The sequence below is a fragment of the Nostoc sp. genome (assembly GCF_036917615.1).
In the GTDB taxonomy this organism is placed as follows: Bacteria; Cyanobacteriota; Cyanobacteriia; order Cyanobacteriales; family Nostocaceae; genus Nostoc.
Genome location: NZ_JBALCZ010000046.1, coordinates 41,372 through 66,581, shown reverse-complemented (window position 1 = coordinate 66,581; position 25,210 = coordinate 41,372). Strand labels below are relative to the sequence as shown.

General features: G+C 43.4%; 16 protein-coding genes. 9 read left to right on the top strand and 7 right to left on the bottom strand.

Translation table 11 applies throughout. From position 1 onward, the window contains the following. Positions 1-142 precede the first annotated feature (142 nt). The 7 genes from V7K85_RS15610 to V7K85_RS15580 all read left to right on the top strand — a co-directional run bounded on the left by V7K85_RS15610 (position 143) and on the right by V7K85_RS15580 (position 16,002). The gene (locus V7K85_RS15610) at positions 143-706 is read left to right on the top strand and encodes a hypothetical protein (RefSeq protein ID WP_334814549.1); all 564 of its coding nucleotides are present in this window, start codon (positions 143-145) and stop codon (positions 704-706) included. A 160-nt stretch (positions 707-866) separates the two neighbouring features. Then, entirely contained in the window at positions 867-2,417 is a 1,551-nt protein-coding gene (locus tag V7K85_RS15605) for a hypothetical protein (protein WP_334814600.1), read from the top strand. Next, positions 2,414-6,457, top strand: coding sequence for a TonB-dependent receptor (locus tag V7K85_RS15600; protein WP_334814548.1), 4,044 nt, complete (start codon positions 2,414-2,416; stop codon positions 6,455-6,457). Before V7K85_RS15605 ends, V7K85_RS15600 begins: the two co-directional genes overlap by 4 nt. 115 nt (positions 6,458-6,572) lie before the next feature. Further along, positions 6,573-6,950, top strand: a complete 378-nt coding sequence (locus tag V7K85_RS15595; RefSeq protein ID WP_334814547.1) for a hypothetical protein — start codon at positions 6,573-6,575, stop codon at positions 6,948-6,950. A 121-nt stretch (positions 6,951-7,071) separates the two neighbouring features. Then, the gene (locus tag V7K85_RS15590; protein ID WP_334814546.1) at positions 7,072-10,854 is read left to right on the top strand and encodes a beta strand repeat-containing protein; all 3,783 of its coding nucleotides are present in this window, start codon (positions 7,072-7,074) and stop codon (positions 10,852-10,854) included. A gap of 123 nt (positions 10,855-10,977) precedes the next feature. Beyond that, the gene (locus V7K85_RS15585) at positions 10,978-13,113 is read left to right on the top strand and encodes a hypothetical protein (RefSeq protein WP_334814545.1); all 2,136 of its coding nucleotides are present in this window, start codon (positions 10,978-10,980) and stop codon (positions 13,111-13,113) included. Between the two features lie 96 nt (positions 13,114-13,209). Then, positions 13,210-16,002, top strand: a complete 2,793-nt coding sequence (locus tag V7K85_RS15580) for a GEVED domain-containing protein (protein ID WP_334814544.1) — start codon at positions 13,210-13,212, stop codon at positions 16,000-16,002. Positions 16,003-16,034: 32 nt separating this feature from the next. Here the strand turns inward: V7K85_RS15580 and miaB are convergent, their stop codons facing one another. The 3 genes from miaB to V7K85_RS15565 form a co-directional block, all read right to left on the bottom strand. Continuing rightward, positions 16,035-17,399, bottom strand: a complete 1,365-nt coding sequence (gene miaB, locus V7K85_RS15575) for a tRNA (N6-isopentenyl adenosine(37)-C2)-methylthiotransferase MiaB (RefSeq protein ID WP_334814543.1) — start codon at positions 17,397-17,399, stop codon at positions 16,035-16,037. 374 nt (positions 17,400-17,773) lie between these two features. Continuing rightward, positions 17,774-18,355, bottom strand: a complete 582-nt coding sequence (locus tag V7K85_RS15570) for a Uma2 family endonuclease (RefSeq protein ID WP_334814542.1) — start codon at positions 18,353-18,355, stop codon at positions 17,774-17,776. 113 nt (positions 18,356-18,468) lie between these two features. Further along, positions 18,469-19,965 (bottom strand): carotenoid oxygenase family protein, encoded by a 1,497-nt coding sequence (locus tag V7K85_RS15565; protein WP_334814541.1) that lies wholly within the window; start codon positions 19,963-19,965, stop codon positions 18,469-18,471. Between the two features lie 206 nt (positions 19,966-20,171). On the opposite strand from V7K85_RS15565, the gene V7K85_RS15560 reads away from it, so the two are divergent. After that, on the top strand, positions 20,172-20,624 hold the full coding sequence (locus tag V7K85_RS15560; protein ID WP_334814540.1) for a globin domain-containing protein: 453 nt from the start codon (positions 20,172-20,174) through the stop codon (positions 20,622-20,624). A 121-nt stretch (positions 20,625-20,745) separates the two neighbouring features. Here the strand turns inward: V7K85_RS15560 and V7K85_RS15555 are convergent, their stop codons facing one another. Next, on the bottom strand, positions 20,746-20,916 hold the full coding sequence (locus tag V7K85_RS15555; RefSeq protein ID WP_334814539.1) for a hypothetical protein: 171 nt from the start codon (positions 20,914-20,916) through the stop codon (positions 20,746-20,748). 153 nt (positions 20,917-21,069) lie between these two features. Further along, entirely contained in the window at positions 21,070-23,220 is a 2,151-nt protein-coding gene (locus V7K85_RS15550) for an NACHT domain-containing protein (protein ID WP_334814538.1), read from the bottom strand. 65 nt (positions 23,221-23,285) lie between these two features. On the opposite strand from V7K85_RS15550, the gene V7K85_RS15545 reads away from it, so the two are divergent. Beyond that, positions 23,286-24,053, top strand: coding sequence for a thioesterase II family protein (locus V7K85_RS15545; RefSeq protein ID WP_334814537.1), 768 nt, complete (start codon positions 23,286-23,288; stop codon positions 24,051-24,053). 84 nt (positions 24,054-24,137) lie between these two features. Here V7K85_RS15545 and V7K85_RS15540 read toward each other — a convergent pair whose 3' ends face one another. Further along, complete coding sequence (locus V7K85_RS15540) at positions 24,138-24,542, bottom strand: ExbD/TolR family protein (protein WP_334814536.1); 405 nt, start codon at positions 24,540-24,542, stop codon at positions 24,138-24,140. After that, positions 24,529-25,197 (bottom strand): MotA/TolQ/ExbB proton channel family protein, encoded by a 669-nt coding sequence (locus V7K85_RS15535; RefSeq protein WP_334814535.1) that lies wholly within the window; start codon positions 25,195-25,197, stop codon positions 24,529-24,531. Before V7K85_RS15535 ends, V7K85_RS15540 begins: the two co-directional genes overlap by 14 nt. Positions 25,198-25,210: the final 13 nt, after the last annotated feature.

Sequence of the window (25,210 nt, the reverse complement as noted above, 5' to 3'; positions counted from 1 at the left end):
AAAGAGGGGTGTAATAGCTCCTACGTGTTTGTAGTTAACGATTTAGGGCTAAAGCGCTAACTACAAACTGATTATTTTCTAGCCAAAACAGGGAAAGATAAATCAACGATCAACATTCTGAAAGTTTTTTGAGGTTATTGATATGAAGCGTCTTTCTTTTGCAAGTTTAGGAGCGTTCGCACTCATTGCTACAGTTCCATTTGTCAGTCAAGTGCCGGGAGTGGCTTCTCTATGGCATTCTACAAGTGCCATCGCTCAAAATGTCAAAACTCAAGGGCAAATCCAATTGCGCCTAGAGGCTGAGAAGCAAGTGGTGGCTCAGGATCAACAAGGTAAGCAAAGCAAGACATGGCTACCTTTGAAAGGTCAAGTCGTGGTACAACCAGGAGATGTGTTGCGATATACTTTGATTGGTGAAAATAAGAGTGATCGCCCAGTCAAGAATTTGAGTCTAAATCAACCTATTCCTAAAGGAATGGTGTACGTGCTTAAATCTGCAAATGTTACTAATAATGCCAAAGTTATTTACAGCATTGATGGCGGACGCAGCTTTGTGGAAAATCCCACTGTTAAAGTTGCTCTTCCTGACGGCAAAGTGGAAACCAAACCAGCACCAGCGAATCTTTATACCCATATCCGTTTACAAGTGCCATTAGTTGCAGCAAAGACAACAGTCAAAGCGACTTATCAAACCCAAGTGCGTTGATTTAATAAGACATAAAAACTCCAAAGATTAGTAATTCGTAATTGGAACTTTTAATTACGAATTACTAATTATTTGATGTGGGAAATACCGTTTAACAGTTATGGATTTACCCAAACAACTAATTACTTTTATTAATAATAAACTTGGCATCATAGAAGAGATGTATTCAGTGAGCCGTCCTCAAAAACAAAAGCAAATTAATTCTAACAATATCTGGTGTCAAAGGTTAACAGCAACCGTTATCTTGGTAAGTTTTTTGCACACTACTATATCTATACCAGCCAGAGCGCAACAGAGTCAAAATCAGGTTATGTCTTTAACATTAAACAATCAAGCTACTTATACTTATACAGACTCTACTAGTAATTATCAATATCAAGGAAGTTCTAATCAGCTTAATGTTAGCTTTAAAGCATTAGTTGACCCATTAGGGCGAATATTAGGTTGTGCTGGCGCACTTATACCTGACTATACAGGTTTTTCAATTGGCATATACGAACCTAACCCCAGCGACCCAACGGGGACAGAGTTGGGAAGCTTGCTTGCTTTGACTCGAACAGAGTTCCCAGATATTCCTAATAACAATGTTCCTGGCGGTAAATCGCCAAATACTGAAAATAGTAATCCCTACTTTCTTACAAATAGCCTTGCAGGTGCTTACAATTTCCTACTTGATCCGAACAAGGGTCAAACCGATCTAGGTAGAACCTACATTTTTGTAATCAATCCACCGCCGAACTCAATCTACAAACAACGGCGCATCAAAATTGAAATCACTGCCAACACTGGCACACAAGGTAATAAGGTCGTTCAATACGTCGCAACTTCTCTGGATGGTCAACCAATCAGTCTTACAGGCAAGACCAAGATAGAGCAAACAGCCGTCTTGATTCCTGATGCAGAAACAGTAGGACTGGACTTATTACCGTTTGGATTCACTACCAATATGTGTCAAGCCAATCAGGTGCAGATTATCAAAACGGGCGATCGCGCTACTGCTGAACCTGGAGATACGGTAATTTACCGTCTCTCGGTAAAAAATTTGGCTGATGCTGGTTTGAAAAATATAGTTGTCACCGACAACTTACCTTTAGGATTCCAGTTCTTGCCTAAATCTGTGCGGGGAGAGTTGGATGGTCAAGCAATCACTATCACCTCAGAACGAAATGGAAACACGGTGACGTTCCGCACAGACGTAACAATTACTACAGATAAAATCCTAAATATTGCTTACGCGGCTCAACTAACAGCCGATGCTCTGCGTGGTAACGGTCTTAACAGTGCGATCGCTAATGCCCAACGCGCTGACAACGGTTTTAGCACCAAGGATGGGCCAGCAACACACCAGTTAAAAATTAATCCGGGAATCCTCTCTGATTGTGGCACAATCATCGGTCGTGTGTTTGTTGATAAAAACTTTGATGGAGAACAACAGCCAGGTGAGCCTGGAGTCCCCAATGCAGTGATTTTTCTGGAGGACGGAAACCGCATCACCACAGATCCAAATGGTTTGTTCTCCTTAGCCAATGCCTTGCCAGGAAACCACACGGGTGTACTAGACCTCAGCAGTCTTCCTGGTTACACTTTAGCTCCCAACAACAAATTCCGCGAACGCAATAGCCAATCTCGCTTGGTGCGTTTAGAGCCTGGTGGCTTGGTACGCATGAATTTCGCAGTCACCCCCACCTTCCAGGAGCCAGTGAAGAAATGAAACCCAGACTGCACTGTGCAACGACATTTAACCTGAGATTGATGGGGGCGATGTCAGTACCTCTTAGCCTTGTTTTGTATCCTGCCATAGTCAAAGCAGAAATTACCCATGAAAACCAGGTTTTTTCTGATTCCCTTTTGCAAGCAGAGGAGGCTATCAAAGATCAAGCGGATCAAGACAAAGGGGTTGAAAAAAGTATAGGTTTAAATTCTGGCATTGGTGATTCAGGATATGAAAAACTGACGCAAAGACAAGGTAGCGCATTGGGGAAGCAGTACGTTGAGCAGGGAACCTCCGTTCAAACTGCCAAGCGAATGCTGGACAAAGGCGCAGAGATCAGGAGAATGATTCATAGTCGAATTGAGCAACGCCCAAATTCTCCCGAGATCCTGCAAAGTTCTGAGCAGCAATTTCCACTCCTCGAAGTTGCCTCAACTTCTCCAGCACCAGCTATTGATATTTCAATTCCAGATGTCCAGTCAACTGAAACGAAAATACAAGCATTTCAACCAGCAACTTCTGTTGATTTGCCCACAGGCTTACGCAAAATAGCAGGAATCAAGAACGACGGACGCAAAGACACCGAGATCCAGTTTCAAGCTTCTCCAACGGAAATACAAGCATTTCAACCAGCAACTTCTGTTGATTTACCTAGAGGCTTAAGCAAAATAGCCGGAGTAGACGCAAGAACAAAGGGACAAGGGGTGAATGAAAATCTCCCCGTGTCCCCCATCTCCACAGCAATTAAAATTTTGACTCCAACCCCTAATAGTGTTGTAGATGTACCAGCTACTACGGTGATTGTGCAATTTCCCACTGGTAGTAAAGTGGAATTGCGGGTAAATGGCGTCTTGGTAGACCCTTCCTTAGTTGGACGAACAGAAAGCGATGCCACCACCAACTTGGTAACGCAGACATGGTATGGTGTCTCGTTAAAAGAAGGTAATAACACCATCTCTGCACAAGTTGTAGGAAGAACAGAACCCCCTGTAACAACGCAAGTCGCAGTCCGGGGAGCGCCACAGAAACTAACCTTAGAAACAGTTGAGTCTCGTATTCCGGCGGATGGACATTCCACGGCTACAATCCGGGGTCAACTCATTGATGCAAGTGGCAATCGTTCTAACCGTGATGCTGTTGTCACCCTCATACCCACTGCTGGCGAATTAGTTGGGAAAGACTTCAAACCCGATGAACCCGGATTTCAAGTGGAGGCAAAAGGGGGGCAATTTACAGCGATTTTGCGATCGCAACTGAATGCCCAAACTGTCAGAATTCGTGCGATCGCTAATGATTTAGAAGCCTTTACCCAACTACAATTTGAAACGGCACTGCGTCCGAGTTTGGTAACTGGGGTAATAGATTTACGTTTGGGCGCTAGAGGTACAGATTATTACGGCAGTTTCCGTGATTTCCTCCCTCCTGACAAAAACAACGGAACGCAATTAGATTTCCACTCAGCAGTATTTGCCACTGGTGCGATCGGGGAGTGGTTGTTTACAGGCGCATACAATAGTTCTCGTAGCCTCAATGAAGATTGCAACTGCGATAATCGCCTGTTTAAAACTTACCAATTCAGCGAGCAAAATTATCCTGTCTACGGCGATAGCTCCAAAGTTGATGCCGTGGCTCCTTCCATTGACAGCGTATATCTGCGTTTTGAGCGTTCAACTGGTATCCCCGGATCTGATCCTGATTATGCCATGTGGGGTGACTACAACACAGAAGAATTTGCTCGGCAATCGCAGCAATTTACTTCTATCACCCGTCAACTCCACGGCTTTAAAGCTAACTACAACTTAGGAAACTTACAAATTACAGGTTTGTATGGCAACCACTTAGAAGGGTTTCAACGGGATACCATTGCTCCCGATGGCACTAGTGGCTATTACTTCCTCTCTCGCAGACTACTACAACCAGGTAGTGAAAATATCTTTATCGAGTTAGAAGAACTCAATCGTCCTGGGACTGTACTAGAACGCAAACAGCTTAACCGAGGACCAGACTACGAAATCGACTACGATCGCGGTATCTTATTATTCCGCGAACCTATTCTTCGCACCGATATTGATCAAACTGGACAAGTGTTAGTACGCCGGATTGTTGTTACCTACCAATACGACAGCCAAAACTCTGACGGCAATATCTTTGCTGGGCGTCTGCAATATAACCTTTCCCGTAAGCTCAATCAGCAAAGTTGGATTGGAGCAACTTACGTTCAAGAAAATCAGGGGGTGCGTGACTTTCAAATCTATGGCGCAGATGCACTGATTGCTTTGGGTGAAAAGGGGAAGTTAATCGCAGAATATGCCCATTCCACTAATGATTCTGATGTTGTGGGAAAGGTCAGCGGTGACGCCTACCGCTTGGAAGCTGAGGGAGAAATTGCCAATGGGATTCTAGGTCGTGCCTATTATCACTTTGCTGATACGGGTTTTGCTAATGATGCCACCATCAGCTTTGTCCCAGGACAAACTCGTTATGGAGCGCAGGTTACAGCTAAACTCACCTCAAGTACCAACGTCAGGGCGCAATATGACCACGAAGATAACTTTGGGATTGCTCCCCAACCCCTAGACACCTTTGAAGAACTGTTTACACCCCGTTCTGAGGCCATACCTGGGAGCAATGTTGATAATTCGCTGACAACGATTTCCGCTGGGATTCAACAACGCTTGGGTAGCGCCACTCTGGATGTGGATTGGATTCATCGTCATCGGGAAGACCGCATCCCCGACAGCGCCCTAAGTGGTGATTCTGATCAATTGCGATCGCGTTTTTCAGTTCCCATCGCTAAGAACCTGACTTTCCAAGCCCAAAATGAAATGAGTTTATCTTCCCAGAAAGATACTGTTTACCCAGACCGTACCATCTTAGGGTTGAATTGGGCAGCAATTCCTGGTGTGAATATCAGTCTGGCCCAACAGTTTTACACTAGCGGTCAATATTCGGGTAATTCCATCACCAGCTTAAGTGTCAACGGTGAACACAAACTCGGACCAAATACTACCTTGACTGGTCGTTACTCAATTTTAGGTGGTGCTAACGAAATGACTACCCAAGGGGCGATTGGTCTAAATAATCACTGGACTATTGCTTCTGGATTGCGGCTGAACCTCGCTTACGAACACGTATTTGGCAACTTCTTCGGACGGACTGCGGCAGGTCAACAATATGCCCAACCCTTCGCCTTTGGTCAATCAGCATCTGCGATCGGATTTGATGGTGGCGATAGTTACAGTGTGGGGCTGGAATACAGTGATAATCCGCAGTTTCAAGCCAGCGCTCGTTACGAACATCGCTCTTCTTCTGGTGGTAGTAATACAGTAATTACCGCAGGTGTTACGGGTAAAATTTCTCCGGCTCTCACAGCCTTGGTACGTTATCAACAAGCTGGTTCTTCCAATCAAAAACTTTCAGGATTGGGAGATACCGCTAACCTGAAGCTAGGTTTAGCCTACCGCGACCCCAATAGCGATAAATTTAATGCTTTATTGCGTTATGAATATCGCCAAAATCCATCAACTATCCCTGACACCATCCTCTTAGGGAGTGGTACGGGTTCCCAAGACCATACCTTTGCTTTAGAAGCTATTTATGCTCCTAACTGGCAATGGGAATTCTATGGCAAATATGCTCTGCGTAACAGCACCTCTTACATAGCTAGCGATTTAGCTGGTACGAGTACAGTAAATCTAGCCCAATTCCGGGCAACCTATCGTTTGGGATATAGCTGGGACTTGGTGGGTGAGGCTCGTGTAATTAGTCAGTCTAGCTACAGCGAAACAGGGTTTGTTTTAGAAACAGGCTACTACCTCACGCCTAACCTGCGCGTTTCGGCTGGATATGTGTTTGGTAAAGTTGATGATCGGGATTTCTCAGGAACACGTTCCGCAGGCGGCGCATATTTGGGTATAAGTGTCAAACTCAACGAATTATTTGATGGCTTTGGACAGCAAAAAATTGCTCCACGCCAGCAACAGGAATCTGCGATGAAAACTTTGGTGGGTAAACTCAAGGCTGCAACGAGGGGGATATAAAGGTGTGAAATATAAAACGGTTATTTTTTGAGATGCGAAATACCACACATGTAGAGACGCGAAATTTCGCGTCTCTACATTGGGGTTGTAAACAACGGATGGGGTAATTTCCACCATGATAAAACCAAGATTTCAGGGCAAATACCGCGTAGAGTCCACCCGTTTACCAAATCGAAATTATGCTGCTAATGGTTGGTATTTCATCACCATTTGTACTAAAGATCGCTTTCATTATTTTGGTCAGGTCGTGTCAAGTCAGGTCAAACTTTCGGAAATAGGAGAAATTGCCCAAAAATGTTGGGTAGAAATTCCCAATCATTTTGAACATATCCAAATTGATACATACATAATTATGCCCAATCACATCCACGGGATTGTGATTATCGATAAACCCACAGATGTAGAGACGCAAAATTGCACTTCGTGCCGCTACGCTAACGCGTCTCTACTATTGAAAAGCGATCGCCACAGTAAATCTGAATACAGATGGTAGATTATCTATGACTTTGGGCAAACTAAAGACTGAAGATTTGTTTGAGGGGAATCAGCCCTTATTGATGATTATGGGTAAGGTAATCAGCATCTTTTAAAGGTTATTTTATGGTGATTTACTAATGAAGAATTTATGGCAAAATTTTAATATTTTTGGTTGGGGGCTGATCGGTGCGACATTAGTACTTCAACCTACGTCAGCGCAAGCTCAATATATCCAGCGATCGTTCTTAAATCCTAGCTTTGAGTCACCTGTTTTTGGTTCTGCTGGTCAAAAATGTTATGTTCAAGTGTCGCCAGGTATTATCCCTGGTTGGGAAACAACTCATGGCTCAGTAGCAAATGGAACAGGTAACTGTACTGGTTATACATCTCCAGGAAAAGTACCCCTGATTGAGATTTGGACAACAGGATTTAGTAGCGTTAGTACGGCAACCAATGCAGGGAATCAATTTGCTGAGTTAAATGCTGAACAAGCTTCAGAGTTATATCAGAATATATGCCTAATTAAAAATGAGACGATCACATTCTCTCTTTTACACCGTGGGCGTTCTAGTGCAACTGTTGCTGATGTGGCCAATTTTTTAATTGGACTAAATACTGATCCAACACCAATTGTTTTTGGCAAATTTTCAACAACTAGCAATGGAACAGTTACGGCACAACCAGTGGCACAGAATGGTGCAACTATTCCTAATGTAACTAACAATAATGCAGCAAATGGCTGGGTTCGATACACTGGCACAGTGCCTTACACTGGTGCTTCTGGTAATCAACCTGTAGGGTTTGCGGCTGTTTCTACGGCGGGTGGGAACAATACTGTAGGTAACTTCCTTGATGACGTACAATTTGCTGGTAAACCTGTACTCGAATTTACAGCGAGTTCAGGTGGTGCAGCAGAATCGGAAACTAACCCTACTACCAACCCACCTAAACTTAGGATTGTTGGTTTAGTGCCAACTGGGGGGATCTCTGTTCCGATTTCGGTCTCTGGTACAGCGGCTTTGGGTGCAGACTATAATACGACATCAGGCACATCCACTTTTAATATTACTATTCCTGCGGGCAACTACGACGGCAGCGATGCCACTAGTGTCTTTACCATTCCCTTTACTGTCATTAATAACAATATTCCTCAAGGTGCGAGGACAATCGTATTCACCATACAATCTTCAACTAGTTTTTTCGCGAGTTCAACAACGACTTGTGGTGCTTCCCCAATAATCGCTTCCAACTACACAATCTATGATGATGATTTCCTCAGTGGCAAGGTTTGGGATGATGCCGACAATAGCGCTAACAATACTTTTACTAATATCAATACTGGCTCGGAAACGGGTACTAATGCAGGTGGGCTATTAAATGCGATTCTGGTGGATTCAAATAATAAGGTATTGAAAACAACATCTGTTGCTACAGATGGTACTTACACTTTTCTTGATGTTCCCCTGAATCAAAGCAACGTTAAAATTATCTTAAGTACGACGGCTGGCACGGTAGGTAATACTGCCCCTACGTCATCTCTTCCTGCTAACTGGGTGAATACTAGCCCACTAACAACAGCTACTTTTAATATTGGTACAAGTATCTCTAATAAGGACTTTGGGATTGAGCAATTCCCAGATACAAATAACGTGAATGCGGCTTTGCAACCGAATCCGGGCGGAACGAATCAAGTACAAGTTGCTGCGATATCTGGAACTGATCCCGAAGATGGGACACTTGGTAGTGGCAAGAACTTTAAAATTGTCACTCTGCCAACAAATGGTACGCTGTATTACAACGGCACGGCGGTGACAGCAGGGCAAGTAATTACCAACTATGATCCGACCAAGCTAACAATCGACCCCAATGATGGAATCATTATAGTTAGCTTTACCTATGCTGCGATCGATGCTGCTGGTAAGGAAGATCCCACCCCTGCAACAGTAACAATACCCTTTAGTGCTGCTCTGGTTTCTATTTCCGGGACGCTTTACCGGGATAACGATCACAGTGGTACGAACAATGGTGAGCCGGGGATTGGTAGTATTCGTGTGATTCTCTACAAAGACACCGACAACAATGATGAACTTACTACTAGTGAAATCATCCAGCAAGTAACAACTCTCGCTGATGGCACTTACCAATTTACCAACGTCGCTCCTGGAACTTACAAAATCAAAGTAGATATTGCTGATACACATGTGCCTCTGGGGTACACGCTGGGTACTACTGATAATTTGCCAGTTACGGTTAACACTACCAATATCACCGGACAAGATTTTGGCTTCTATCCGGCTTTAACCTGTGAATGGGACGCTCAACTCTACACTGGTCATTTTCCAGTTGCAGGACAAGGTGGTAACGATAGTGTAGCAAATGGCTACTATGGTCCAACTGGATTGCCAACGCTGCGCGGGACTGCAAAATTTGGTACGGGAATTGCCAAATTTACCTTTAATGATCAAACGATTAACGTCAGTCCTCCTGTTCATCCACTACGAACAATTATCAACGGCAGCTTTCCATCTCAGGGCTACGTTCCAATTAACGGAGACTATCCACTTAGAACTTACGGAAGCAGTGGTGACGAGCCTAACTGGGTAATTGTGTTTAAGCGGCAGGCTATAGCCAAAGGTCGAGTTACCTTAGGGCAAACAGGGGCTTACATTGACGATGCGATGGAAATTTATATTAATGGAGTCCGGGTTGGAAATCCAGTTCTAACTTATACTACTAGTTTAGCAGCAAATCAAGTATCGACAGTTTCGGTGAATGCTGGCGATATCGTGGAGGTTCGCCTCACTAACTTTGGTTATATTGGTGGGTTTGTCGTCACTGCTGATTTTGTCTCTGACTTCGGCGATGCACCAAACAGTTATGGTGAAGTTTCCCACGCACCCAGTTGTAGTAATCCCCATCTTGGCGCGACTGTGACTGGAGAATATAGTCAGTCCTACAGTGCAAATGCGGATGGCGATGCTGGGGATGATGGTGTAACTTTACCTTCAAGCTTAACTCCCGGAACAACTGCAACAATTACTGTTAACGCTTCCACAGCAGGGTTTCTCAATAGTTGGATTGATTTTAATAAAAATGGGGTCTTTGATAGTGGCGAACAGCTGAGTTTGACCAACGTCACTAAAGGCACGGCTGCAACGGTTAATAATGTTCCGCTCAATGCCGGAAACAATACTTTAACGTTTACCGTACCCAGCAATGCAACCGTTGGTAGTAGCTTTGCTCGTTTCCGGTTTACGACTAGTACAGTTGCAACACCCAGCCCAACTGGTTCTGGGGATGCTGGTGAGGTCGAAGATTATCCAGTGACGATCGCCACAATACCTAATGTCTTGCTTGTGAAACGGATTACAGCGATTAATGCCGATCACACCAAAAACCCTAATGACAACACACCGTTAAATGTCTTCGTTGATGATACCACCTCGACTCGTAAAGCCGACGATAACAGCCCCAATTGGAAGCCTAATTATCTTTTAGGGGCAATTGATGCTGGCAAAGTTAAGCCAGGAGACGAGATTGAATATACAATCTATTTCCTGAATGCAGGTAGTACTAATGCCAATAGTGTCAGAGTGTGCGATCGCATTAGTGCTAACCAAAATTTTAAGGCGAGTGCTTATGGTATTAGCAAAGATATCCAATTGCAGCTAGGAACGAGTACAGTACTTGATTTAACCAGTGCGTCGGATACAAACGATCGCGCTCAATTGATTAGCGCTGGTGGTAGTGTTCCCGCTAATTGTTATCTCAAGGCGGCTAATGATAATGGCACTTTAGTTATTGATGTTACTGGTAATACTGGAGTACCAAATTTAACTACTATGCCAGGCTCAACAGGGCAGGGTTCACCTAATGATTCCTATGGTTTCTTGCGCTTTATCACGAAGGTGAAGCCCTAACACCTAAGACGCAAAATTGGACTGAGCTTTGCCCCGCTATGCTTACGTCCAGCAACTTTTTCGGGTCTCTCCAATCCAGAAAAGAATTTCAATTTTTCCACTATTACAAAACCAAAACTACTTATGTTCAAACATCAATTCATCGAGAAAAAGTCTAATAATCAACGCCAAAAAGACCAAAAGGGTAAATCATACTCCCCTGTAATTATACTGTTATATCTATTTTTAAACAGTACTTTACTACAAATATTACCAGCATTAGCGGCTAGTCCGACACCTGGTACTGTAATTGATAACCAAGCAACTGGTAGTTTTATTGATTCTACAGATAATACTGAAAAGCAGATTGAATCAAATATAGTTAAAGTAACTGTGGCAGAAGTTGCAGGGATTACAATCACACCAGCGAATACACCTAGCGCTTCAACGGGTACTACTACCAACTTTGACTTTACAATAACCAACGTCGGTAACGACCCAACTCAGTTCTTTATTCCCGACGCCCCATCGGCGATTAGCGGGGGTACAGCAGGCACACTGAAAATTGTTGCTTATGACCCAGACGGTACTGGTCCAGCAGCACCAGTTGACCTAACCTCCAACAACATTACTGTGCCGAGTGGGGGTCGCAGTACAGGGACATTGTTAGGTGCGATCGCTTCTGCTAACAACGGTTCGATTCCCGCCGGTGCGACGATTGTGGTGCGGGTTCCAGTGACCGTGACAGCAGCGGATGCCCAGACTGTGAGTGTGACACTAGGTAATACGACTGGACAACCCAGTAATAGCAACACTCCATATATTGTGGGTGCGAATGGAACTGGAAGCAACGATTTATATACTGTTGATAACGCCGATAGCGTTTCTGGTGAATCGGCAGGCGCACCGATTAATGGCGATGCAACAAATCATCGCCAAGAAGCCAGTGCGATCCAGACGGTGACGGTAGTCAATACTGTTGTCACGGTGAGTGGAACTGTGTTTAGGGATGCTGATGGTAGTGTTACCATCAATGGCAGCGATATAGGAACCAATGCCGGATCAACTAACCTCACTATTTATGCGATCGATACTGCTGGCAAAGTAGTCGATAAAGCCACTGTCGCCGTTAATGGAACCTACAGTCTGGCTAACGTCCCAGTAAGTTCCAATGTGACGCTGCGGTTATCTAACGACTCTACTGTAGCAATTGGGGCAACTGCTCCCACAACGCCTAGCTTGCCGAGTAACTGGGTGAATACTGGTGAGAACAAAAATGGCACCACTGAAACCATTACGCCCGGTGATATTGCCATCACTACGGCGAAGACCAACATCACTAATCAAGATTTTGGGATTGAGCAACTCCCAGATACGACCAACTTAAATCCAGCGTCTCAAACCAATCCCGGTGGCACAGCAACGGTGCAGGTGCCAACCTTAGCGGGAACTGACCCAGAAGATGGTGCATTGGGCAGTGGTAATAAATTCAAAATTGTCACCTTGCCGACCAATGGCACGCTGACTTACAATAACGTAGCCGTGACTGCGGGGCAGGTGATTAGTAGCTATAACCCAGCGTTATTAAAGCTTGACCCTCAAGATGGAGCGATTACCGTTAGTTTTACCTATGCGGCGATCGATGCTGCAAGCAAAGAAGATCCGACTCCTGCGACAGTGACGATACCCTTTGTCACTCCTGCCAATGTTTTATTAGTCAAACGGATTACGGCGATTAATGGCGATCGCACCAAAAACCCTAATGACAACACACCACTAAATGCCTTCGTTGACGATACCACCTCGACTCGTCAAGCCGACGATAACAGCCCCAATTGGAAGTCTAATTATCTGTTAGGGGCAATTGATGCTGGCAAAGTTAAGCCAGGGGACGATATTGAATATACAATCTATTTCCTGAATGCGGGTAGTAGTAATGCCAATACTGTCAGAGTCTGCGATCGCATTAGTGCCAACCAAGATTTTAAAGTCGATAGTTATGGTACTAGCAAAGATGTGCAATTGCAACTAGGAACGAGTACAGTACTTAATTTAACTAGTGCTAATGACGCAGCCGATCGCGCTCAATTGATTAGCGCTGGTGGTAGTGTTCCCGCTAATTGTTATCTCAAAGCGGCTAATGACAACGGCACTTTAGTTATTGATGTGACTGGTAATACTGGAGTACCAAATTTAACTACTATGCCAGGGTCAACAGGGCAGGGTGCACCTAATGATTCCTATGGTTTCTTCCGCTTTGTCACGAAGGTGAAGCCCTAACTTTAATTAACCTCTATCTAGAGACACGATATATCGTGTCTCTACCATCCCGGAAATAGATTTAAATTTTTCAGTATTGAAAAAGCAAAACTACTTATGTTAAAACATCAATTCATCCAGAAAAAGTCTAATTATCAACGCCAAAAAGACCGAAAGGGTAAATCCTACTCCTGCGTAATTGTACTGTTATATTTATTTGTAAGCGGTACTTTACTACAAGTCTTACCAACATTAGCGGCTAGTCCGACACCTGGTACTGTAATTGATAACCAAGTAACTGGTAGTTTTACTGATTCTACAGATAATACTGAAAAACAAGTTGAATCAAATATAGTTAAAGTAACTGTGGCAGAAGTTGCGGGGATTACAATTACACCAGCGAATACACCCAGCGCAACAACTGGCAATGCTGTCAACTTTGACTTTACAGTGACTAACGTCGGTAATGACCCGACACAGTTCTTTATTCCCGATGCACCTTCAGCGATTAGCGGGGGTACAGCAGGCACACTGAAAATTGTTGCTTATGATCCAGACGGTACTGGCCCAGCAGCACCAGTTGACCTGACCTCCAACAACATTACTGTGCCGAGTGGTGGTCAAAATACGGGGACATTGTTAGGTGCGATCGCCTCTGCTAATAACGGTTCGATTCCCGTAGGCGGTTCGATTGTGGTGCGGGTTCCAGTGACAGTAACGGCAGGTGGTGGACAAACTGTGAGTGTGACACTAGGTAATACCAGTGGACAACCCAGTAATAGCAACACTCCATATATTCTGGGTGCAAATGGAACTGGAAGCAAGGATTTATACACTGTTGATAACGCCGATAACATTTCCGGTGAATCGGCAGGCGCACCGATTAATGGAGATGCGACAAATCACCGCCAGGAAGCCAGTGCGACCCAGACTGCGACGGCTTCTAACACTGTGAGTGGAACGCTTTACCGGGATAACGATCACAATAGTACGAACAATGGTGAGCCTGGGATTGGAAATGTGCGTGTAATTCTCTACCAAGATACCGACAATAATCGTGAACTTTCTCCTAGTGAAATCATCCAGCAAGTAACAACTCTCGCTGATGGAACTTATCAATTTACCAACGTCGCTCCTGGAACTTACAAAATTAAAGTAGACATTGCTGATACACATGTGCCTGTGGGGTACACGCTGGGTACTGCTGATAATTTGTCGGTCACAGTAAACACTACCAATATCACCGGACAAGATTTTGGCTTCTATCCGGCTTTAACCTGTGAATGGGAAGCCCAAATCTACAGTGGTCATTACCCTATTCCCGGCGCAAGTTCTGCAAAAGATACGCAATCTGTTGGTCTATTTGGTACAGGTGGATTACCAACGCTGCGTGGCACTGCAAAATTTGGAGCGGGAAATTCGACATTTACTTTTAACGATCAATCCATTAGCCAAACTGCCCATCCATTGAAAACAATTATCAACGGCAGCTTTCCATCTCAGGGCTACGTTCCGATTAACGGAGACTACATTTCAACACAGACCAATTTTGGCCAACCCAGCTGGGTAATCGTGTTTAAGCGGCAGGCGATCGCCAAAGGTCGAGTTACCTTGGGGCAAGCAGGAGCTTACATTGATGATGCGATGGAGGTTTATATTAATGGAGTGCGTGTCGGGAATCCAATTCTAGCCTATACCACCAATCTACCAGCAAACAAAGTATCTACAGTTTCGGTAAACGCTGGCGATCTTGTTGAGATTCGCTTATCGAACTATGACAATACTGGTGGCTTTAACGTGACTACTGAATTTGTCTCTGACTTCGGCGATGCACCAAACAGTTTTGGTGAAGTTTCCCACGCACCCAGTTGTAGTAATCCCCATCTTGGCGCAACTGTGACTGGAGAATATAATCAGTCCTACAGTGCCAATGCGGATGGCGATGCTGGGGATGATGGTGTAACGTTGCCTTCAAGCCTAACTCCCGGAAAAACTGCAACAATTACCGTTAACGCTTCAACCGCAGGGTTTCTCAATAGTTGGATTGATTTTAATAAAAATGGGGTCTTTGATAGTGGCGAACAGTTGAATTTGATCAACGTCACTAAAGGCACAGCTGCAACGGTTAATAATGTTCCGCTCAATGCTGGAAACAATACTTTAACGTTTACCGTACCCAGCAATGCAACCCTTGGTAGTACCTTTGCTCGTTTCCGGTTTACAGCTAGTACAGTTGCAACACCTAGCCCAACTGGTTCTGGGGATGCTGGTGAGGTGGAAGATTATCCAGTGACGTTAACAGGCCAACCTAAGCTAATTTTAGTTAAACGCATCACCCGCATCAATAACCAGGACTTAACCAACATTGTGGATGGTCGCAGCGACGTTTCTAGTAATGCTACCAATTACGTAGCATCTCCTAATGACGTTGATGATGATAGCAGTAACCCATGGCCTAGTGGTTACTTACGCGGATTGATCAACGGTGGGACAGTTAAGCCAAATGATGAGTTAGAATACACCATCTATTTCCTTTCCGAGGGTCAGGGTGATGCAACTAGTGTGCAAATCTGTGACTTAGTACCTACCAATACTACTTTTCTTCCTACTGCTTTTAATGGTATGACTCCTAATGATGGTGGCTTACCAGGAGCAGATCAAGGTATTGCCCTTGCGCTTGGTTCTAGCACTCCTACGGCTTATCTTACTAATGTACAGGATGGCGATCGCGGACGTTTTTATACAGCTAACGAATCAGGCATACCATCATCCTGTGGTATTAACATCAATGGAGCCGTGGTGGTGAATATCACGCGCAGTCCAGATTTGTCAAATCTACCCGCAGCAAGTGGATCTGGCACACCAGCTAATTCTTATGGCTTTGTTCGCTTCCGCGTCAAGATGAAATAGAGGAAGGGCTTAATTACGTTTCATATCATTTTTTAGACAAACAAAGCTTGTTTGACTTCAACTGGTTCACCCGTCAAGCTAAAAGGGCGAACTTCAGTAATTTTTACCTTCACTAACTGCCCTTTCAATTCTTTGATGTCGCCACTGAAGAATGTCAGGCGATTACCGTCAGTGCGTCCCATAACTTGAGTTTTATCTTTGGGGTTTTGGTCTTCTACTAAAACGGATTCAATGCGTCCAAAGTAACGTTGCGATCGCTCTGCTACTTTCAAGTTTCCTAAATGATTGAGCCGTTGCAGGCGATCGCTTTTAATTTCTTCACTAAGTTGATTGTCCCACAAAGCGGCGGGTGTCCCTGGACGCGGTGAATATGCTGCTGTATTCAACATGTCAAAGCCAATATCTTCCACCAGTTTCAGAGTATTTTCAAACTGTGCTTCTGTCTCCCCAGGAAAACCGACAATCGCATCAGCACTAATCGAAGCATCTGGCATATACCGCCGAATGGTATCGATGATCCGGCGATATTTCTCATGGGTATAACCCCGCGCCATCGCCTTTAAAAGTTCATTATCCCCAGATTGAAAGGGAATGTGGAAATGTTTGCACACCTTGGGCAACTCAGCACAAGCCTTAATTAATCTCTCTGTAAAATAACGGGGGTGGCTAGTAGCAAATCTTAACCTTTCAATTCCCGGCAGATCATGTACATAATAAAGTAAATCTGTGAAGTTGTGCAGATGCCGACCTTCTGGTGTCACTCCCGGCAAATCTCTGCCGTAGGCGTCAATATTTTGACCAAGTAGAGTAACTTCTTTGTAACCTTGGCGTCCTAATTCTTCCATTTCAGCCCGGATAGCTGACGGTGTGCGAGATTGTTCGATACCACGCACATTAGGAACTACACAATAGGTGCAGCGTTCGTTACAGCCGTAAATTACATTTACCCAAGCTGTCACTTTACTATCCCGTCGCGGCTGGGTGATATCTTCAATAATATGAACCGACTCGGTTGCCACAACTTGGTTACCGTCAAACACCGACTCCAGCAAATCTTTGAGGCGGTTGGCGTGTTGTGGCCCCATTACCAAGTCTAATTCTGGGACTCGCCGCAACAGCGCTTCACCTTCTTGCTGGGCAACACAACCAGCAACGATCAGGGTTAAATCAGGCTGCTCATGCTTGCGCTTCGCTTGTCTGCCAAGGTAGGAATATACCTTTTGCTCGGCATTATCCCGAATTGTGCAGGTATTGTAGAGAATCACATCTGCATTATTCGGATCTTCTGACCATTCTAAGCCCATGTCTTCCAAAACGCCAGCCATGCGCTCTGAGTCAGCTTTATTCATCTGACAACCGAAGGTAGTGATGTGGTAGTGGCGTTTAGAAGTGGTCATGGGCAATTCTACTTAATTAGCGTAATGTATGTAAGGTTTATTTCTATTCTAACCCGTGTAACGTAGTGTCTCCTCTCTACTCGCTGTCTCAACGGTAGTCCATTCATCTGTAAATCACTGTAATATCATATAGGGTTAATCAACCTGAGTAAAAATGTTCGTAATCAGGACTTCAGTCGTGGTTTTGTTCGCCTCTGGTTTCGTAAAGAGGACTAAAGTCTTCTCTGCAAACCAAAGTTTTTATTATGGATATTTTGGTAGACATCATATAAATTACAATGCAGTTTTTTGCAATTTTAGATATATAATAATGGACTGGTCAGTGATAAATGCTGATATTTACGTTATTGCTTAATTAACTAATTAGAGTAAGGTTATTCTTTAGCCTCAAAGTCAACTTTATCATAAATATCTAATAGAGGGATTTGAAATTTAATAGAGGATAGTATTAGGATACTACTATCTTCTTCATATTCGGAGAAAATCCATTTGTTGTCATCAGTTTTAGAATATTGTTCTACATGATTTTTGTACTGCTCAATTAGAATATATTCCTTAAAACTGGGGATGGTGCGATAAGCCGCAAATTTTTCATCTCTGTCATAGCTTCTGGTAGATTTGGATAGCACTTCACAAATTACTAAGGGATTAGTAATTGTATCTGTACATCCCTCAGAAAATTCTAATGAACCTGCAACAACCATGATATCAGGATATGTATGAATTCGCTTTTTGGAAATCCATAGACGTTGATCAGCGACGAATACTCGATAAGGTTGTCTCTTGAAAGCAAAATTGAGAGCTGGATAAAAATTACCAGCTATTTGGTTGTGATTTGGGGTTCCACCTGTCATGAGTATAATTTGACCATCTATATATTCATGACGATACTCGGAAATGACTTCTAGTTCTAGGTATTCTGTGGGAGAATAGTTGCGTTGTTCTTTTAATTGCATAGGACAAAGCTCTTTAGGATTTTTGATTTTGCATTGACCAGATGCGATTAATTATGTCTGATCAATGCTATTAGTTTTTACTGTAGCGTTGTTTTTTTAACGCAGAGGGGTTATTAACGTGGGTTCCAAGTACCGTGGAAGCTGTGGGAAATGACGCTAGGTAATCCTAATTTACAAACGGGTTCTGCATCCAGGCGATCGCTATCAAATACCCAAACTTCACTACTATGAGAATTACCATCGTAAACAACGGTTAACACCCAACTTTGCTTAGGATTTTGGCTGTCTTGGGCGTGGATGGGTTCTGAAGGATAACGGTTTTCTCCAAAGTCTGCTTCAGTGAGGGTTTCGGTATTGTGATCAAAACGAGCGATCGCATTTAATATTTCTTGGCTAATATCTGTTTCTGAGCGGAATGTTGACATATATGTGTATCGAGAAGCTAGCCCCACGTTTTGCTGTGGTACATTAGGAAATTCACAATGTCGGTTTAATAGTTGCTGAATTGACGTAACTTTGCCAGTTTGGGGATGCAGATGAACTCGTGTTAGTGTACTTTTAGCGTGGGTGTGAGTCTCACCTGTAGCTACTTCCTTGAGATATTGGTTAGTTTGAAAATCTTCATAACGGGCGATATCTACAATCACTGAACCGCTAGCATCTACATAACCGTTAGCAAAATGCCATTGAAACCAAGGTTCGGTTTCTCCACGACTGACTACAGATAGGGTTTCCCGATCAATAACTAAAATCTGAGTTCCTAATTTAGGTTGCCACTCTAGCGAATCACTATAGTTTTTTATCCCTATTAGTACGGGTAAGACATTCAACCGCACTGGCGGAAGGAAAAATACAATATACTGTCCTGCTAAAACAAAATCATGCACCAATGGTACACCATCTAGTTGGTATGCGGCTTGTTGGATAATCCGCCTAGTCGAATCGCTTTTGTAAATATTAAGCGTCGCATTTTGTGCAGGGCTAACGCCAAAGTTAAAAATCTCCCCTGTTTGCTCGTCACGCTTACAATGTGCGGAATAGCTTAATCCTTTAGTTAACCCCCCTAAATCATCTTCGCCCCAAGTTTCTAAAGTTTGTAAATCAAGGGCGTGGGGTTTACCACCTTCCCACAATGCCAAAAGTTTATCTGGAAGTGCTAGCACCGAAGTGTTGGCAGCATTCTTGATCGGCTTTTGCCATTGATTCCAAATTGGGCCTGGTGCAGTCATGCCATAATTGCCATAGAGTAGTTTACCTGCTGCGGCTTCTTCTTGATAGCCAGAGGTTTGCACGTAGCGATAAACCCCGGTTACGACTGCATCGGTAAAATTTACAGCCAGAATTGCCCCATCTCCATCAAACCAGTGTCCCATCTGAATGCCACCGCGTTCTAGCCGTGCGGGGCCATTGCGGTAAAGTGTGCCACGTAAGCCATCTGGGATTTTGCCAGAAAGAATTGGCAATTGCGTAGAGGGAAATTCTTTTGCTGGTTCTGCGATCGCGTTCGCGCAGCGTTCCGCAGGAAAGTTCACCGTTGGCGTAGCCTCTCGTAGAGAAGGTATCGCACCTGCCCAGGCTTTTGTTGTTGACTTTCTTTCAATGGTATGCATATAAAATTGTTGCTTGAAAAATTATCGATGTACATAACTGCATTCTTACATTTTCATCTTTGCTGCAATTTTTCAACAATGCCTCTAGCTGTGGATGTATAGAGGCTTTGACATGATATTACTCGTTAACTGAGCTAGCTCATAGTAACGAATGGGAATAATCACTAAATTGAAGTCAATCAACATTCCAAGTGGTTCAAAAAACTATGATTAGCCAACAAACAATAGATATCGTCAAATCTACAGCACCTATCTTAAAAAAGAACGGTCAGCAAATCACAACTCGGATGTATGAAATTATGTTTCAAAATCATCCAGAAATTAGAAAACAATTTGATATGTCTGCTCAAGCAAATGGTTCTCAGCCTGCGAGGTTGGCTATAGCAGTTTATGGCTATGCTAACCAGATTGATAATTTGCCTGCTTTAAAATCGATGGTGGAAAAGATTGCTCATCGCCATGTGCAGACCCATGTTACACCAGAACAATATCCTATTGTCGGAGAAAGTTTACTGCAAGCAATGAAAGATGTTTTGGGGGAAGCAGCTACAGAAGAAGTGATGGCAGCTTGGAGTGAAGCTTATCAAGTATTGTCTCAAGTGTTTATCAACAGAGAACATGACATATACAGCAATTCTCAATTGTGTGAAGTATGCTAAAAAAATTTAACCTCTAGCGCCTTACTCGACAGTTATTAAGATAATCAGCTTTGCTTATAGTGTTAATTGTTGAGCGGCTTTTGTCTAAAGCGTCTTGCGGTTTAATATTTGCATTACGGTATCATCTAAACGCAATCTCTTGCAATTCGATTGTATCGCCTGACAATGCCATTGTGTCGGCTAACAATTCGATTGTTTCGGCTGACAATGCCATTGTTTCGGCTAACAATTCAATTGCATCGACTGACAATGCGATTGTATCGACTGACAATTCAATTGCATCGAACTGCATAGGAGTATCTGGATAGGACGGGGTAAGATTTTTTGTATTATGACTTACGCACGAGTCACGGAAGAATCAAACCGCAGAGGCACAGAGGACACGGAGGAATAAGATTTAGAGAGGTATTTTGCGTAAGTCCTGTATTCATTTCTCTATTGTTGCTTAATCACCTGGAACCAACAACATCCGCGCCTCAATAGCTTCCCAGGTTTGAGGTGACACCCGGACTGCTGCTTGTTTGCACTGGATGATGAAATAATTGGCGTAGAGATAATTTTCTAATGCTTTTATTTCTTCCTGAGATAAATCGATCATTTCTAAAGTAAGATTGAAAGCATTGAGTAAGGCTTGTTGCAGGTGTTTAACAAATGCCAGATGCACTTTCCTTGGCGGTTGATTATCAGCATCCTGAGCTTTCAGTGCTTTTAATTGCTTAATCAGCTCGATAAAATTAACGTTATTGAAAATTTTTAATTCTTCAAGATGACGAGTATAGGTGTAGGCGCAGTCGTTGGCGTAGTCGTAGGCGTTGGCGTACCTATTGGTGGTAGCGTAGTCGTAGGCGTTGGCGTTGGCGTAGGCGATGGCGAGGGCGATGGCGTTGGTGATGACGATGGCGTTGGCGATGGCATTGGCGATATCGTAGACGTTGCTGATAGCGTTGGCGTTGGCGATGGCGATGTCGTAGGCGTTGGCGATGGCATTGGCGATGGCGATGGCATTGGCGATGGCAACTGCACGTTTACCCACAGGTTTAAAATCCCCTGGCGATCCGGCTGTCACCTGTTCTGCCGAATTTAATAAAGCTTGTAACTTCGGGGTATTAATATATTTTTGCGCTTCCTTTTCCATCAACAACAGCAAATCATCTGCACCACCACGCATTAACCCAGCTACTAACAAAAATACCTCTTTCCAGCGTTCATCTGTCAGGTGTTCAGTAACTAACTTCTCAACTTGGCGATGGTCATCAATATATTGTGCTGTTAAATATTCTTGTAGCGTTAGATGAGAGAAGGAAAAGACATCCTCGGCTCGTTCTACCAAAATTCCTTGTTGAATTGCGATCGCATTCAGCACTGTTTCCCCATCTAAATGCTGAGGTGCATTCAGATTACTCGCCAAAAATGTTTTAATTTGCCCAACTATATCGCGCTGTGAAAAGAACAGCCTGTCAGACTCAAAACCTGTATGAGCAATCTCTGATAGTAATATCTCTTCTAATTCTGTATGCAGTCCTTGATAAATCTCTTCTCTGAGAATTCGCTTTTCTGATGCCCACTCTTCTAGCAATATCCGCAGTGCCTTGCAGTAAAGAACACTGCGATTATCTGGAAAACTTTGGGAACGGTCATAAACTAAACATAGAAATGCCAGCAATAAAGGTGTGTGCGTTAATTCTTTAGTACCTTTATTTTCTGATTTTTGCAGTAACTGCCAGCATTTATCACCTGTCTTCGCCTGTTCGTCTGCTTCACAATTAAACCAGTTATAAATAAATGGCTTAATTTGGGTATCATCAAAATCTGCCATTGATACATCGCTAAAGCGGCGGAAACCGCCGCGATAAGCCGCCGTGCGACAGGAGGCAATGAAGCGATTTTTATCATATTTGTCAACGAAATTTTGAATTTTCCTAATTGCCTCAGTCAAGTTTTTTGTTGGTACTTCATCGAAACCATCCAGCAAAATTAGTAACTTACCTTCTTTTAAGGCTTGATCTGCAAATTTATCAGGTGATGGAAAGCCACAAATATCAAACTCCTCAGCAATAAAGTTTTCAATGTCGATATTATTAGATGCAAAGCTTTTCAATTCGATAAAAACTGGAATGCAGTCGTGTTCAAATCCTTCTTTTTTACTTTTCAGCGCTTCTAGTCCCATCTTCCGGAGAAATGTAGACTTTCCTGTACCTGGGCCACCGAGTACCATCAGATATTGTTTATTATTAGCAACTTCAATTGCTTTTTGTTTTTTGTCATTTTGAAATTGAAATCTGCGGCTATGAGCTTGACGATACCGATTTTCTAAATTTTCAATAGATTCAAGATTACGGATAGCATCATCATCTAAAAACTGTACTGCTGTGTAGAGCGATTCCAGCTTGACAGGTTCACTCATTCCTAATACTTTGAGAATGCCATGCCGTTCTTCGTAGTTCTTTTGATATTGATTTGATGCATCAAAAATTAACTGATTGGTTTTTTCATCCAGGGTTTTGCCTAATACTGCTAAAACCTGATTACCGATTTGGAAAAATATAGCGGCGACACCGCTAACGGCTGATATCGCCCAAGGTTCCATTCCTGTCATAAAATTATCAGTGGATATATTTAAAAATTAAAGCAAAGTTGTATTATCCCACTCTAAGCTCTATTATGACACCTACACCAAGCTTCAATTCCTGGGTTATCTGTCCCCAACCAAATCCTCAAGCCAACTTGCGTTTATTCTGCTTCCCCTACGCTGGTGGGAACTCAGCGATTTTTCGCACATGGCCTAATAATCTACCTAGTAATGTCGAAGTCTGTGCTGTGGAATATCCGGGACGGGGAAGACAGATTCAGTCAGCACCGTTGACGCGATTAGAACCTCTTGTTGAAGCGATCGCTCCAATTCTGATACCATATTTAGACAAACCATTCGCCTTCTTCGGTCACAGTATGGGCGGATTAGTTAGCTTCGAGTTGACCCGTCTACTTTGCTCTAAGTATAGTCTTACTCCCTTTCATCTCTTCATATCTGCTCGTCGCGCCCCGCAAATCCCGTTGACAAAACCACCTCTCCACGTCCTATCAGACCCTGATTTGATCAACGAGCTACACAGTCTTAACGGTACACCCAAAGCAGTACTAGAAAGCCCGGAACTGATGCAAATGTTCCTCCCCATTTTGCGGGCAGATTTTGCAGTTCTGGAAACTTATATTTACATTCAAAAACAGCCACTGGAGTGTCCTATTACTGTTTTTGGTGGTTTGCAAGACCAAGAAGTTAGTCATGAGTATCTGCAAGCATGGCAAGAGCAGACAATCGCTGCTTTTTCATTACATGAGTTCAACGGTGACCACTTTTTTATCCATTCACACCAAGAATTATTATTTAAATTTATATCTCAGGAATTGCAGATGCGTAAGCGTAGCTGGTAGTAGACATTAAATAAGAAGAGTTAGGAGTCAGAATATAGAATTTTCCTGACTCTCTGAACTTTTTGTACACAATATTTCTACTTTTTATTTTTGGGTAGCGATCGCTAACCTTGCTCCCTTCACCTGACGTACTTGATCCATTATCCCCACTATCTCACCATGCAAGACTTTTTGATCAGCATTAATAATCACCAATGCATCTGGGTTAGAACCAACTAAAGTCCGCACTCGCGCTGCTAAATCATTAATTGCTATTGGATCGCGGTTTAGGCTTATCTGACCTTTTTCATCTACTGTGATGGTAACTTTAGTGGGAATTTGCTGTTCCTTCGCCGTGGCTGCCTTCGGTAGATTTACTGGCAATCCTTCTGATCGTGTTAAAAACAGTGTTGACATAATAAAAAATGTCAAAAGAGCAAACATCACATCAATCAGAGGTACTACATTTATAAATGGAGGTAAATCTGGTTCATTCTCATCTAGATCCATAGGACTTCTCCTGTTGTTCGTAGCGATCATGTTGTTCATAGCGGTCAAGGAACAGTATTTCTAGCTGTCCGCCGTACTCTTGAATCATTGTTATCTGCCGCTGATATAGTCCTCGGAAGATGCTGGCTCCTAAAAGCACAAAGATAGCCACAATCAATCCACTGGCGGTAGCAACTAAAGCTTCACTAATACCAGCAGTAACTACACCAGTTTTAGTACCTCCGACATCACCAATATTCAGTCCAGCAAATGAACGAATTAATCCTAAAATTGTGCCGAGAAGTCCCAACAGAGGCGCTAAACCGATAATAGTGTCAAATACAGGTTGAAACCGCTTGAGTATAGGGATTTCTGCTTGCGCCTCGCTTTTCAAAGCCAAACGAAATTTTTCTGGAGTCGGTCTTTCTAGCTGTAGTCCAGCCAGAAAAATGCGTGCTATAGGTAAATCTACATTTTTTTGCAGCTTATCAACAGCACTAACGAGATTATCAAGTCGATAAAGATTTAAAACCTCTCGCACCAGCCGGTTTTGACGCTTACCAATTTGTAGCCAAAACTTCGCCCGCTCAATCATTAGTGCCCCTGCCAACACCGAAAACAGCAACAGGGGCCACATAACCACACCACCTGCTTCAAACAAATTCTGAATTCCCATGTAGTGCCTCTAA

Bases quoted from the DNA above. Each gene is read 5' to 3' on its own strand.
- V7K85_RS15610 (WP_334814549.1), top strand. From the start codon at position 143: ATGAAGCGTCTTTCTTTTGCAAGTTTAGGAGCGTTCGCACTCATTGCT.
- V7K85_RS15605 (WP_334814600.1), top strand. From the start codon at position 867: ATGTATTCAGTGAGCCGTCCTCAAAAACAAAAGCAAATTAATTCTAAC.
- V7K85_RS15600 (WP_334814548.1), top strand. From the start codon at position 2,414: ATGAAACCCAGACTGCACTGTGCAACGACATTTAACCTGAGATTGATG.
- V7K85_RS15595 (WP_334814547.1), top strand. From the start codon at position 6,573: ATGATAAAACCAAGATTTCAGGGCAAATACCGCGTAGAGTCCACCCGT.
- V7K85_RS15590 (WP_334814546.1), top strand. From the start codon at position 7,072: ATGAAGAATTTATGGCAAAATTTTAATATTTTTGGTTGGGGGCTGATC.
- V7K85_RS15585 (WP_334814545.1), top strand. From the start codon at position 10,978: ATGTTCAAACATCAATTCATCGAGAAAAAGTCTAATAATCAACGCCAA.
- V7K85_RS15580 (WP_334814544.1), top strand. From the start codon at position 13,210: ATGTTAAAACATCAATTCATCCAGAAAAAGTCTAATTATCAACGCCAA.
- miaB (WP_334814543.1), bottom strand. From the start codon at position 17,399: ATGACCACTTCTAAACGCCACTACCACATCACTACCTTCGGTTGTCAG.
- V7K85_RS15570 (WP_334814542.1), bottom strand. From the start codon at position 18,355: ATGCAATTAAAAGAACAACGCAACTATTCTCCCACAGAATACCTAGAA.
- V7K85_RS15565 (WP_334814541.1), bottom strand. From the start codon at position 19,965: ATGCATACCATTGAAAGAAAGTCAACAACAAAAGCCTGGGCAGGTGCG.
- V7K85_RS15560 (WP_334814540.1), top strand. From the start codon at position 20,172: ATGATTAGCCAACAAACAATAGATATCGTCAAATCTACAGCACCTATC.
- V7K85_RS15555 (WP_334814539.1), bottom strand. From the start codon at position 20,916: ATGCAGTTCGATGCAATTGAATTGTCAGTCGATACAATCGCATTGTCA.
- V7K85_RS15550 (WP_334814538.1), bottom strand. From the start codon at position 23,220: ATGACAGGAATGGAACCTTGGGCGATATCAGCCGTTAGCGGTGTCGCC.
- V7K85_RS15545 (WP_334814537.1), top strand. From the start codon at position 23,286: ATGACACCTACACCAAGCTTCAATTCCTGGGTTATCTGTCCCCAACCA.
- V7K85_RS15540 (WP_334814536.1), bottom strand. From the start codon at position 24,542: ATGGATCTAGATGAGAATGAACCAGATTTACCTCCATTTATAAATGTA.
- V7K85_RS15535 (WP_334814535.1), bottom strand. From the start codon at position 25,197: ATGGGAATTCAGAATTTGTTTGAAGCAGGTGGTGTGGTTATGTGGCCC.